Genomic DNA, 13,477 nt, shown 5'->3' on the forward strand with positions numbered 1-13,477 from the left:
ATAAAATTACTCCGCAAGCCATTTCGCTGCGTCTTTCGCATGATACGTAATAATCAGGTCGGCACCCGCGCGCTTCATGCTTGTCAAAATTTCCAACACAATTTCTTTTTCTTTGATCCAGCCGTTCTGCGCTGCAGCCTTCACCATTGAATACTCTCCGCTTACATTATAAGCGACGAGCGGCAAAGTAAACTCATTTTTTACGTCACGCATGATATCCATATAAGAAAGCGAAGGTTTGACAATCAAAAAGTCCGCGCCTTCCTCAACATCTGATTGTGCTTCGCGGAGTGCCTCCATACGGTTGGCAGGGTCCATCTGATATGTTTTGCGGTCTCCGAATTGCGGTGTGCTGTTTGCTGCATCACGGAACGGACCGTAAAACTCACTTGAATATTTAACAGCGTAAGACATGATGGGAATATTGACGAATCCTTCTTTATCAAGTGCTTCTCTGATCACTGTAACAAATCCGTCCATCATGTTTGATGGCGCAATGATATCCGCACCTGCTTTCGCTTGGCTGACAGCTGTCTGCGCCAAAAGCTCCAGCGATTCATCATTGAGAATGACTCCGTCTTTGACAAGTCCGCAATGGCCGTGGTCTGTATATTCGCACAGGCACGTGTCAGCGACAACAACCATTTCAGGGAAGTGTTCTTTAATTTCTGTGATGGCTTTTTGGACAATTCCGTGATCATGGTACGCTTGTGTTCCGCAATCATCTTTTTCTTCCGGGATGCCGAACACGATAACAGATTGAATGCCCAGTTTGACCAGCTCCGCTACTTCATCCTTCAATAAATCTAATGATACATGGTGAACATCAGGCATTGACGGAACAGCTTTTTTGCCTTCCAGCCCTTCAACGACAAAAATCGGATATATAAAATCTGATGGATGCAAACGTGTTTCCTTTACCATTTCTCTCATTGCTTTTGATGTCCGCAGGCGGCGGTGTCTATTAAATGATTGACTCATATTCTCTCTTCCTCTCTTGACATGCTGCACATTAACTCAAGCATGCCATCTATTGTAAATGTATCAGGCGTATGCGATGTGATGCCGTACGTCAGAAGGGCATCATTTGTTAAAGGCCCAATGCTGATACAGGCCGTCCCATTCGCCTTCCACTTTTTTAATTCTTCTCCCAAGACATGCATAAACGTATGTACGGTTGATGAACTCGTAAATGTTACATAGTCAAAGGAATATTGACCCGCAGCGTCTTTCAATGCCTCAATGCCTTCTTCATCCGGAATCGTTTCGTAGAGAACCCATTCCTTTACTTCAAAACCGAGCGGGACAAGCTCTTGTTTTATCACATCACGTGACAAATTCCCTTTCATCACGGTAATGGTCTCCCCCGGTTCAGCATGCTGCTTAAGAGCGTCAGCCAATTGTTCAGCAATATACTCCTGTGGCATCACATCAACCGATACGTTATGCATTTTTAAACGGCGCGCGGTTTTTTCACCGACGGCTGCAATTTTTTTATGCGCAGGGAGAATAAGCTGATTTTCCTTCAGATAAGAAAAAAAGAAGTCTGCCCCGTTCACACTTGTAAAAACAAGCCAGCCTGGCGCGGCAAGATCCTCTCTTACCTGTTCCGCAACATCATTCGGCAAAGCGCGGCGAAACGTAATCAAAGAGGTTAAAACCGCTTTACCGCCAAGCGCCTCCACTTTTTGCTGAAATGATGCTGCCTGTGCCTTATTCCGGGTGACAAGCACTGTTTTTCCTTTCAACGGAAAATCATTTTCCATCCTCGTCAAGCTCCCGTTTTACACGATCAATTAAATCTTTTGCTCCTTTGTCAGCCATAAGAGCGGCACAGCGCTTTCCTACTTCCTCCGGATCGTTTCCGGTGACGGTTTCTTTAAAAATGATTTTGCCGTCAGGTGAAGCGACAAGACCTGTCATTTCAATTTCATCCTGTCCATTTAACACGGAGTAGCCCGCGATCGGAACCTGGCAGCCGCCCTCCATCGCGTTTAAAAAAGCACGTTCCGCTAAGACAGTCCGTTTTGTATATTCATCTGTAAACTGAGAAAACAACGCCAACAGCTCTTCATCCGATTCTCGGCACTCAATCGCCAGGGCTCCCTGCCCCACAGCAGGCAAACAGCGCTCAGGCTCAAGGAATTCGGTTACGACATCTTGCTTCCAACCCATTCTGGAAAGGCCGGCAGCCGCTAAAATAATTGCGTCATAATCCTCTGTTTCCAGCTTTTGAAGTCTTGTATCTATATTACCTCTAATCCATTTAATTGTAAGGTCAGGGCGCTCAATCAAAAGCTGCGCGCTTCTTCTTAAACTGCTTGTGCCAATGACAGCACCTTTCTTCATTTCTGAAAGCTTTACGCGATTCTTTGAAATAAGGGCATCACGCGGGTCCTCCCGTTCAGGAATACAGCCGATCACAAGGCCTTCAGGCAAAACAGCAGGCATGTCCTTCATGCTGTGCACTGCCATATCAATCTCTTCGTTTAAAAGCGCCTGTTCAATTTCTTTGACAAAAAGCCCTTTTCCACCCACTTTTGAGAGTGTAACATCGACAATCCGGTCGCCCTTTGTCACGATCTCTTTAATTTCAAAAGCAAACGAAGGATTGATTTCCTTCAGTTTTTGAATAACCCATTTTGTTTGAGTCATAGCGAGTTTGCTCCGTCTGGAACCTACTTTAATCGTTCTCATCATTTCTTTCCTCCCGAATCTGCTTGGGACATCGTTTAACTGAACCAATGGAATTGCGACAGGCTTCCAAGCAGGAAATAATTGATCATCAGCACCAGAAAACAAGCCGTATTCCACAGTGCAGCGACCTTTCCTTGCAGCTCCTTAATCAGCCTGATATAAAGATAATAGCTGTACAGCAGCAGGACGACAAACGAACCAAGCACTTTGGCGTCAAACCAATACAGCGTTTCTAGTGAGACATACGCCCAAATGACGCCGAGAATCAAACTCAGCAGCAGCATCGGAACCCCAATGACATTTAAAACATACGCCATATAATCAAGCTTAGATAAATCTTCTATTCTCAACAGCCATTTTCCCCACTTTTTCTTTTTCAGCAGATGATATTGAAACATATATAGCACAGAAAAAACGAAAGAAAGGGAAAAAGCGCCGTATGAAAGAATCGCCATTGTAATATGAATCACCAAAAGCTCGGATACAAGCTGCCCGGAAAAAGCAGCTGACTGCTGCTCTGTCGGTGAAAATGTGTGAATGGCGATCATAGAAAATCCTATAACATTTGTAAAAAACACGATAAAGTCAACACGTAAAAGCTTTGTCAGTACAAGTGACAGCGTGACAAGCACCCAGGCATAAAAATAAAGTGCCTCTGTCACATTTAATACCGGAAACCGCCCCGTCACCCACATAAAATAGGCCAAATACACGGTTTGCAGAGTCCAGACAATAGAAAGCAACCAGAAGGCCATTTTTCCAGCCTTCCGGTTGTGTTGAAGAAAATCTATAAAATAAAAGAGTACACTTAACGCGTAAATGACGATTGTCCCCTCATTAAGTCTTGCCATTGCAGTATCAATCATTCAGCTTTCACTCACTTACAAGTGGGCTAAAGCCCGCTTTTGATTCAGCCTTCTTAAAAGAGTGGACCTTCTGGCTGCTTTCAACGGTTTTCATCATTTGACGGCCCGCAGCTTCTTCAATATCAAAAATCTGCATAAACAACGCGAGCTTTTCTTCAGAATCAGCATCTGCCGCAAGCTCTTTCACCTTTAAAATCGGATCACGAAGCATTTGGTTAATAATACTTTTGGTGTGTTTGTTCAACAGTTTTTTCTCTCTTGTGCTTAAGTGAGGCAGCTTACGCTCAATGCTGTCCATCGTTTCTGACTGGATGGCAAGCGCCTTTTCGCGCAATGCAGAAATAACAGGCACAACACCAAGTGTATTCATCCATTGTTTAAATTCCACAATGGTTTCTTCAATTAACAGTTCAACTTTTTCAGCTGTTTCTCTCCGCTCTTTCATGTTCGCTTCTACAATGCCTTCCAGATCGTCGATATCATAAAGAAAAACACCTTCAAGATCATTCAGCGCCGGATCAAGATCTCTAGGCACGGCAATGTCGACCATAAACAGCGGACGTCCCTTGCGAAGCTTATTCGCGTTTTCCATCATCTCTTTGGACACGACAAATTCACTTGCACCGGTTGAACTGATTAAAATATCAGCCTCCGCAAGCGCGCTTTCAAGCTGATTCAAGCTTCTCGCTTCACCTGAAAAACGGTCTGCAAGCTCCTTCGCTTTCAAGTATGTTCGGTTAATGACAGTGACCTTGCCGATTCCCTGTCCGTGCAGGTTTTCCGCAGCAAGCTCGCCCATTTTTCCCGCACCGAGAATCAATATGTGCTTGCTTGAAAGATTTCCGAAGATTTTTTTGGCAAGTTCAACTGCAGCATAGCTTACTGACACCGCATTTGAGCCAATGTCTGTTTCGGCGTGAGTCCGTTTGCCCACTGTAACTGCCTGCTTAAACAGCTCATTAAAAATAGTCCCGATCGTTTTTTCTTGCTGAGCTGTTTTAAAGCTGTCGCGTACCTGTCCGAGAATCTGCGTTTCGCCAATCACCATAGAATCAAGTCCGCAGGCTACACGGAATAAATGCTCAACAGCGGCATCGCTCTCATAAAACGTTAAGAACGGTGACAGCTCTTCTTTGCTTAATTGAAACCAATCAGCTAAAAACTTTTTTATATAATAACGGCCGGTATGAAGCTGGTCGACTACCGCATAAATTTCAGTGCGGTTGCAGGTTGAGACAATGATGTTTTCAAGAATGCTTTTCTCTTCTTTCAGCTGCACCATTGCTTCTGCCAGCTCATTCGGCTGAAAACTTACTTTTTCACGTATCTCAATAGGGGCGGATTTATAATCTACTCCCACAACAAGTATATGCATCGCTCTAATTACACCCCCAACACCCAATCTTAATTTATAATCATTCTAACATAGAACTCATTATTTATAATAATTATAACATAGTTTCTTTCACAAAATGTGAACAGATTTTAAAATTCTTATGCTATATTAGAAAAAGCTTCAGGGAAAAGAAGCATTCCTATTGACAATACCAAAAACAGCAGAAATTTACTACACATCAGCTCTAAAAAACAAGAAGGTGATATGCATGAAACAAAAATCAATTTTATTCCCTTGTCTGCTGCTTGCCGCTTCTGTATATGCATGGCTAGAAAGCGGCCAAGCCGAACTGTTTTCAGGGCAGGATCAATGGCCTGTTCTCCTCATGCTGTTAGGCGCAGCCTTTGTATATCAAGGAAAAAAAGAAGCCGTCACACCCCATTTTTTTATCGGTTTGCTTCTCTTCGGGATCGGTTTACACTTTTTTGCCAAGCCGAAATGGGTATGGTGGCCGGATGATTTTGAAATGCTCCTCTTTATGATCGGCTTCTCACTTCTCGTTTCAACCGTTCAAAAAAAAGAATATGTATATGAAGCTGTGTCGATGATTTGTTTTTCCCTGTTTTTGTACTTTTTCAAACAAATTATGGCATGGCTTGAGTCTGCGCATATTCCAACAGCGCTTCTGAAGGAGTATTGGCCGTTTGTCTTTATTGGAATCAGTTTATTGTTATTATTGATAAAACGAAAAAAATCTATACGATAAATAAAACCGGTAGAGGATCCTCTACCGGTTTATCATTTTTTTGATCGCTCCCCAAGCTTCGTCTTTTCCCTTTTTCGTTTCTGAAGAAAAGAGGATCAGCTCGTCTTCCGGATCAATATTTAATGTTTGTCGGACAACCTTCGCGTGTTTGTCCCATTTACCTTTCGGGATCTTATCCGCCTTTGTAGCGATAACAATAACAGGAATGCCGTAATACTTTAAAAATTCATACATCTGTACATCATCATTAGATGGCGCATGCCGCAAATCAACGATCTGCACCACAGCTTTTAATTCCTCGCGTGTCGTGATATAGGTTTCAATCATTCTGCCCCATGCTTCACGCTCAGACTTTGACACTTTGGCAAAACCGTAGCCCGGCACATCCACAAAATGCAGCTCATCATTGATAATGTAGAAATTAAGCGTTTGTGTTTTTCCCGGCTTTGATGACGTTCTCGCAAGATTTTTGCGATTGATTAATGAATTGATAAAAGACGATTTTCCTACGTTCGATCTTCCGGCCAATGCGATTTCCGGAAGCCCCCCTTCAGGGTACTGTTCCGGTTTTACTGCACTGATCACGATTTCTGACTTTGTGACTTTCATTTCTTCTCTCCTACTAAGGCATGTTCCAAAACCTCGTCTAAGTGGGACGCCAATATAAATGTCAGCCCCTCCCTGACGCTTTCCGGAATATCCTCTATATCTTTTTCATTATCTTTAGGCGCAATAATGGTCGTTAATCCCGCTCTATGTGCGCCAAGCGCTTTTTCCTTTAAGCCGCCGATCGGCAGCACGCGCCCGCGAAGCGTGATTTCCCCAGTCATGCCGACTTCACGCGAAACCGCCCGTCCCGTTAAAGCAGAAACAAGCGCTGTTGCCATCGTAATACCGGCTGACGGACCATCTTTTGGCACCGCACCCTCTGGTACATGTATATGAATATCATACTTCTCATGAAAGTCAGGTTCAATGCCAAGTTCTTCTGTTTTGGATCGCACATAGCTGAATGCAGCCTGAGCAGACTCTCTCATAACATCTCCGAGCTTTCCTGTCAGGATTAATTTCCCTTTTCCCGGTGAAAGCGATACTTCAATCGAAAGCGTATCTCCGCCAACGGTTGTATACGCAAGCCCTGTCACTACACCAACTTGATCCTCTGTTTCAGCTTGTCCATATCTGAAAATGCGTTTTCCGATAAAATCTTGAAGGTTCTTCTCAGTAACCGTAATTCGTTTTCGCTCTTCAGCAACAATGGCTTTTGCAGCTTTACGGCAAATTGCGGCAAGCTGGCGTTCAAGGCTTCTTACACCCGCTTCTCTCGTATAGTAACGAATAATATCAAGAATCGCCTGATCACGCAGCTGAAGATTGCTTTTCTTCAGCCCGTGTTCTTTGATTTGCTTTGGAAGCAAGTGATCCTTTACAATTTCAAGTTTTTCTATTTCTGTGTAGCCTGCGATATTAATAATTTCCATTCTGTCTCTGAGCGGGCCCGGGATTGTGGCCAAATTGTTCGCCGTTGCGATAAACAGCACTTTGGATAAATCAAAGGTTTCTTCAATATAGTGATCACTGAAGCTGCTGTTTTGCTCTGGATCAAGCACTTCAAGCATAGCGGATGATGGGTCTCCTCTAAAATCAGATGACATTTTGTCAATTTCGTCTAATAAGAAGACCGGATTCAGCTTGCCCGCTTTTTTCATCCCTTGAATAATACGTCCAGGCATTGCTCCGACATAGGTCCGTCTGTGTCCGCGTATCTCTGATTCATCCCGAACTCCTCCGAGTGAGATTCTGACGAATTTGCGTCCCAAGCTTTTTGCAATTGATTTGGCTAAAGACGTTTTTCCGACACCTGGAGGTCCTGCCAAACAGAGAATCGGGCCTTTCAGGGATTTTGTCAGCTTCTGGACAGCCAAATATTCTAAAATACGTTCTTTTACTTTTTCAAGCCCGTGGTGCTCTTCGTCCAAGAGACGTCCTGCTTCTTTCAAATCAAGCTTATCATCTGTTTCATCCGTCCACGGAAGAGCAACCAGCCAGTCGATATAGTTGCGGATCACAGAGCTTTCCGCAGAACTTGACGGAATTTTTTCATATCTGTTCAATTCTTTAAGCGCTGTTTCTTTCACATGATCAGGCATGCCTGCTTCTTCGATTTTTTCCGTCAGCGTCTGAACTTCGCCAGTTTTGCCTTCTTTATCGCCAAGCTCTTTTTGGATCGCCTTCATTTGTTCACGCAAGTAGTATTCCTTCTGCGTACGCTCCATCGAACGTTTGACGCGCTGGCCGATTTTTTTCTCAATCTCCAGCACTTCTTTTTCATTATTAATAAAATCAATGACCTTGTTCAGCCTGTCTTTGACATCAGCCGTTTCTAAAATATCCTGCTTATCCTTTAGTTTAAGGGGCAGATGAGAAGCAACGATGTCTGCCATTCTCCCCGGCTCTTCGATATCAGTAACCGCAGCGTACGTTTCGGCCGAGATTTTTTTAGAAATTTTTATGTACTGATCAAAGTGGTCTAGCAAAGTCCGCATCAATGCTTCGTCTTCTGTATCTTTTGAATCATCTTCATGAATAAGTTGAATGTCAACCGACGTGTAATCCTCGTGTTCATTGTATTTGACGATATGGGCGCGCTTGAGGCCCTCCACCAACACACGAATCGTACCGTTCGGAAGCTTCAGCATTTGCTTAATTTTTGTATAGGTGCCGACAGTGAAAATCTCGTCTTCACCAGGTTCGTCTATCGAAATATCCTGCTGAGTGGCTAAAAATATCATATGATCATGCATCATTGCCTGTTCAAGAGCCTGAACCGACTTGTCACGTCCTACATCTAAATGCAAAACCATCGTCGGGTACACTAATAAACCTCTTAAAGGGAGGAGCGGGATGCTGCGTTTTAATTCTTCTGCCATGTGACTGACACCTCCGTGACTTTAGTATGAACCATTATAATACAACTTTTTCATCCTTGTACAATAAACGGCATGGTTCCATTTTCTATAAAACAGTCTCCTCGTAGTATACCCTTTCTTTCTGATATGAAAAAGGAAAAGATGTCCTTCATGAAAAAAACCCTATTATCAAAATAGGGTTTAAACGGATTCTTTATTGATTTCGATATGAAACGGTTTTTGTTCCGTTGGCGGATTCACCAAAATTTCATCAAGCACTTCTTGGAACGTCTTCACTGCAATAATCTCGATCCCGTCAATCTGCTTTAAGATGGCCTGCTGATTTTCATATGGGATAATCACCTTTTTCGCACCGGACTGCTTGGCCGCTTTTATTTTCGGAATGACGCCTCCGATGGGTTTCACAAGACCGTTCAGGCTGATTTCGCCCGTCATCGCAACGGTATTGTCAATAGGAATTTTGTGTATCGCCGAGAAAATCCCCGCCGCCATCGCAATGCCTGCTGACGGCCCATCAATCGGAATCCCTCCTGGGAAATTGATGTGAATATCATAATCAGAAGGCTTCATTCCCATTGTCCGGAGCACGGTTAATACATTTTCAACCGAACCCTTCGCCATGCTTTTTCGCCTGATCGATTTTGATTGGCTGCCGATGCTTTCTTCTTCAGCTATTCCTGTGATGTTAATTGATCCTTTATCTTGAGCCGCGGTTACACTTACTTCGATTTCCAGAAGCGATCCGCTGTTAGGCCCATAGACTGCAAGCCCATTTACAATGCCAACCTGTGGTTCAACACCGATTTTTTGCTCGTGCTTTGGAGTAAGCTGACTGGAGTGAATGACCCATTCAATATCCTCAATCGTAATGTCCTTTCGATTCTCCGTTACAGCCATCCCCGCTGCGATTTGAATCATATTGACGGCTTCCCGCCCGTTCCGCGTGTAGCTGGTCAAAAGATCCAGTCCTTCTTCGGAGATATTTTTTTCAATTTTATCCGCTGCTGTTTTGGCAACCGTTTTCAGCTCGTCCTTTTCAAGCTCGCGGAAAAAAACCTCCAAACAGCGGGACCGGATAGCTGGCGGAATTTCGTTTGGCATTCTCGTGGTCGCGCCAATCAAGCGAAAATCAGCCGGCAGCCCATTTTGAAAAATATCATGAATATGATTCGGAATTTGTGTATTTTCCTCACTGTAATACGCACTGTCTAAAAAGACTTTTCTGTCCTCAAGCACCTTCAGCATTTTATTCATTTGAATAGGATGCAGCTCCCCTATTTCATCAATAAACAGCACACCGCCATGGGCATGGGTGACAGCTCCCTGCTTCGGCTGCGGAATCCCAGCCTGTCCCATCGCTCCGGCCCCTTGGTATATCGGGTCATGGACAGAGCCGATGAGCGGATCGGCAATTCCTCTTTCATCAAAACGGGCTGTTGTCGCATCGAGTTCCACAAAGACAGCCTGCTCTTTAAACGGTGATTGTTTATGTTTTTTTGCTTCTTCCAACACAAGCCGCGCAGCAGCCGTTTTCCCAACTCCCGGTGGCCCATAGACAATCACATGCTGAGGATTTGGCCCGCATAAAGCCGCCTTTAATGCTTTAATGCCGTCTTCCTGTCCGACGATATCTTTAAAGCTTTTGGGGCGGACCTTCTCAGATAATGGCTCGGACAAGCTGATAGCGCGCATTTTCCGAAGCTGCTCCATTTCCTTCTTTGATTCTTTATCTATCGTGACCTTTTGTGTCCTTTGATTTTTAAGCAAATTCCAAAAATACAAACCGATGATGATCCCAAAAAACAGCTGAATAAATAACGCGATCCCTGTCCAACTCATGGTGGTCCCTCCTGAAAAACAATTTATGTATCCAATTCATTCCTCTGATTGCTAGTATCTCCCATAGAAGACGGGAATAAACGTTTTTCCGGAAGAGTTGCATGCAAAAAAACCTCCTGAGTGTTACCACTCAGGAGGTTTGTGCTTATCTTTATGCAGATGTTTTATCTTGGCTTACCTCAGTGCCGTCTTTTAATAAGAGGCGAGGAGGCTCTCCGTGTGTCACAGTTGCCCCGGTGATTACACATTTTTCAATGTCATCACGAGAAGGCAGCTCAAACATCACATCAAGCATGATGCCTTCAATGATAGAACGGAGTCCGCGTGCTCCAGTCTTGCGTTCAATTGCTTTTTTAGCAATTTCAGAAAGCGCTTCTTCTTCAAACTCAAGCTCAACGTTGTCAAGCTCAAGCATTTTCTTGAATTGCTTAACAAGAGCGTTTTTCGGTTTTGTTAAGATCGCAACCAATGCTTCTTCGTCAAGCTTTTCAAGGCTTGCAATAACCGGAAGACGTCCGATAAATTCAGGAATTAACCCGAAACGGAGCAAATCTTCTGGAAGCACTTTTGAAAGAAGATCTTCTTTCTCAAGATCAGCAGCTTTATTGTCGGCACCGAATCCAATCACTTTTTGGCCTAAACGGCGTTTGATGATTTGTTCGATACCATCGAAAGCTCCGCCGCAAATGAACAAAATATTTGTTGTGTCAATTTGAATGAATTCTTGATGAGGATGCTTACGTCCACCTTGAGGCGGTACGCTTGCCACTGTACCCTCAAGAATTTTAAGCAATGCCTGCTGTACACCCTCACCTGACACATCACGTGTGATAGACGGGTTTTCAGATTTTCTAGCCACTTTATCGATTTCATCAATATAGATAATGCCTTTTTCGGCTTTTTCCACATCATAATCAGCAGCTTGGATGAGCTTCAAGAGAATATTCTCTACATCTTCACCCACGTATCCAGCTTCAGTCAAAGATGTAGCGTCCGCAATCGCAAACGGCACATTTAAAATGCGAGCCAATGTTTGCGCCAGAAGGGTTTTACCGCTTCCCGTAGGGCCGATTAATGAAATATTACTTTTTGAAAGCTCAACATCATCAACTTTGCTGTTGGAGTTAATGCGCTTATAGTGGTTATACACAGCAACAGCAAGTGATTTCTTCGCTTGATCTTGGCCGATGACATATTCATTCAAAATTTCGCGAATTTCCTGAGGCTTTGGTACGTCTTTAAATTCTACTTCTTCTTCTGTTCCGAGTTCTTCCTCTACAATTTCAGTGCAGAGTTCGATACATTCGTCACATATATATACACCAGGTCCAGCTACAAGCTTACGAACCTGATCTTGTGTTTTTCCACAGAACGAGCATTTTAATTGTCCTTTTTCCTCGTTAAATTTAAACATTCTTTCACCCCTTAATCTTGTCTCACTTTTTCTTTTACCGGCAGAGCAAAAGAAAATGATTCTTGAAACGAACGAGTATGTATTGCATTTTACCATACTTTCCAAAAAGACGGTAACAATGTGTTTCTGACTTGCACATTCTATATGTATGACAAAAAACAGCCCTGCATTAACTATATTGCCCCAAGAAAAAGAGATAACTCATAATTGTACAAAACAAGGCACGAATGATTCGCGCCCTGTTTTATTAGTACTATTATTATGCACCATATTAACGGTTTTCTACAAGAAAATCAATTGCTTTGCGAACTTTTAAATCTTCTTTCATCGCGTCAGTAGAACCGATGGCTTGTTTAATATTTTCAACAGGCATGTTGTATGCTTCAGCCATTTTTGTAAGCTCAGCATCAACTTCCTCATCTGATACTTCAAGGTTTTCCGCTTTCGCAATCGCCTCAAGAGTCAGGTTAGATTTTACGCGTTTTTCAGCATCTTCTTTCATTTGCTCTTTAAGCGCAGCTTCATCTTGGCCTGAGAATTGAGTGTAAAGCTCAAGGTTCATGCCTTGCATTTGCAGACGCTGTTCGAATTCTTTCAGCATGCGGTCAAGCTCAGTGTCGACCATTGCTTGAGGCACATCGATTTCAGCATTTTCAGAAGCTTTCAGAACAAGCTCTTCACGCAATTTAGCGTCAGCTTCGTTTTCTTTTGCTTCTTCTAAACGTTTCTTTGTTTTTTCAGTTAATTCAGCAAGTGTTTCCACTTCTTCATCGATATCTTTTGCGAATTCATCGTCAAGCTCAGGAAGCTCTTTCGCTTTGATTTCGTGAATTTTCACTTTAAACACAGCTGGTTTGCCTGCAAGATCTTCAGCGTGGTACTCCTCAGGGAATGTCACTTCAACATCCTTCTCAGCACCTGCTTCAAGGCCAACTAATTGATCTTCGAAGCCAGGGATGAATGAACCAGAACCTACTTCTAGAGAGTAGTTTTCAGCTTTTCCGCCTTCGAAAGCTTCGCCGTCAACGAATCCTTCGAAATCAAGAACAACTGTGTTTCCTTCTTCAACGGCGCCTTCTTCTTTTACAACAAGCTCAGCTTGACGCTCTTGAAGGGCTTTTAGTTCGTTTTGAACATCTTCGTCAGTTACAGTTGTGTCGTCTTTTTCAATGCCCAGGCCTTTGTATTCGCCAAGCTTCACTTCAGGTTTTACTGTTACTTTCGCAGTGAAGATTAAGCTTTCGCCTTTTTCGATTTTTTCAACATCGATTTCAGGACGGTCTACAGGCTCGATTCCAGCTTCTTCAACCGCTTTAGGGTATTCTACAGGAAGAAGAATATCCAAAGCATCTTGGTAAAGAGCTTCTACGCCAAAGCGCTGTTCGAATAATCCGCGAGGAATTTTACCTTTACGGAATCCAGGAATTGAAACTTGTTTTACTACTTTTTTAAATGCATCATCAAGTGCTGTTTTAAACGTTTCAGCATCAACTTCAACCGTTAAAACGCCTTCGTTGCCTTCTTGTTTTTCCCATTTTACAGACATGTGTTTCCCTCCAAAAATCTATTCAGGTTGTGTCGGTCTTCCATTCTAAAGCAATCATTCGGCTTCGTCCAACAAAAACAAAG

The 13,477-nt window shown here is 43.3% G+C and carries 11 protein-coding genes; 1 reads left to right on the forward strand and 10 read right to left on the reverse strand.

Translation table 11 applies throughout. The annotated features are described in order from the left end of the window. Positions 1-6: 6 nt before the first annotated feature. From hemB to hemA, 5 genes are read right to left on the reverse strand one after another with little or no spacing between them, the layout of a single operon-like run. Positions 7-981 (reverse strand): porphobilinogen synthase, encoded by a 975-nt coding sequence (gene hemB / locus NST22_RS14650; RefSeq protein ID WP_003229631.1) that lies wholly within the window; start codon positions 979-981, stop codon positions 7-9. Beyond that, complete coding sequence (gene hemD / locus NST22_RS14655) at positions 978-1,766, reverse strand: uroporphyrinogen-III synthase (protein WP_003229629.1); 789 nt, start codon at positions 1,764-1,766, stop codon at positions 978-980. The genes hemB and hemD overlap by 4 nt, the downstream gene beginning before the upstream one ends. After that, positions 1,756-2,700 carry a hydroxymethylbilane synthase gene (hemC, locus tag NST22_RS14660; protein WP_010886587.1) on the reverse strand — a complete coding sequence of 315 codons (945 nt, stop codon included), beginning with the start codon at positions 2,698-2,700 and terminating at the stop codon, positions 1,756-1,758. The genes hemD and hemC overlap by 11 nt, the downstream gene beginning before the upstream one ends. Positions 2,701-2,732: 32 nt before the next feature. Next, entirely contained in the window at positions 2,733-3,563 is an 831-nt protein-coding gene (locus NST22_RS14665) for a cytochrome c biogenesis protein (protein WP_003222575.1), read from the reverse strand. Positions 3,564-3,570: 7 nt separating this feature from the next. After that, positions 3,571-4,938, reverse strand: a complete 1,368-nt coding sequence (hemA, locus tag NST22_RS14670; RefSeq protein WP_004399038.1) for a glutamyl-tRNA reductase — start codon at positions 4,936-4,938, stop codon at positions 3,571-3,573. 229 nt (positions 4,939-5,167) lie between these two features. On the opposite strand from hemA, the gene NST22_RS14675 reads away from it, so the two are divergent. Further along, positions 5,168-5,665 carry a hypothetical protein gene (locus NST22_RS14675; protein WP_003229624.1) on the forward strand — a complete coding sequence of 166 codons (498 nt, stop codon included), beginning with the start codon at positions 5,168-5,170 and terminating at the stop codon, positions 5,663-5,665. A 21-nt stretch (positions 5,666-5,686) separates the two neighbouring features. Here the strand turns inward: NST22_RS14675 and yihA are convergent, their stop codons facing one another. The 5 genes from yihA to tig all read right to left on the reverse strand — a co-directional run bounded on the left by yihA (position 5,687) and on the right by tig (position 13,394). Continuing rightward, positions 5,687-6,274, reverse strand: coding sequence for a ribosome biogenesis GTP-binding protein YihA/YsxC (gene yihA / locus NST22_RS14680; protein WP_003229621.1), 588 nt, complete (start codon positions 6,272-6,274; stop codon positions 5,687-5,689). Further along, positions 6,271-8,595, reverse strand: coding sequence for an endopeptidase La (gene lon, locus NST22_RS14685; protein WP_003229618.1), 2,325 nt, complete (start codon positions 8,593-8,595; stop codon positions 6,271-6,273). The genes yihA and lon overlap by 4 nt, the downstream gene beginning before the upstream one ends. A gap of 180 nt (positions 8,596-8,775) precedes the next feature. Then, entirely contained in the window at positions 8,776-10,434 is a 1,659-nt protein-coding gene (lonB, locus tag NST22_RS14690; protein ID WP_004398923.1) for an ATP-dependent protease LonB, read from the reverse strand. 151 nt (positions 10,435-10,585) lie between these two features. Then, a complete protein-coding gene (clpX, locus tag NST22_RS14695) occupies positions 10,586-11,848 on the reverse strand; it encodes an ATP-dependent protease ATP-binding subunit ClpX (protein ID WP_003229613.1) in 1,263 nt (420 codons plus the stop codon). Between the two features lie 271 nt (positions 11,849-12,119). After that, the gene (gene tig, locus NST22_RS14700; RefSeq protein ID WP_003229611.1) at positions 12,120-13,394 is read right to left on the reverse strand and encodes a trigger factor; all 1,275 of its coding nucleotides are present in this window, start codon (positions 13,392-13,394) and stop codon (positions 12,120-12,122) included. Positions 13,395-13,477 lie beyond the last annotated feature (83 nt).

It is taken from the genome of Bacillus sp. PS237 (assembly GCF_037963345.1).
Lineage (GTDB): Bacteria > Bacillota > Bacilli > Bacillales > Bacillaceae > Bacillus > Bacillus subtilis.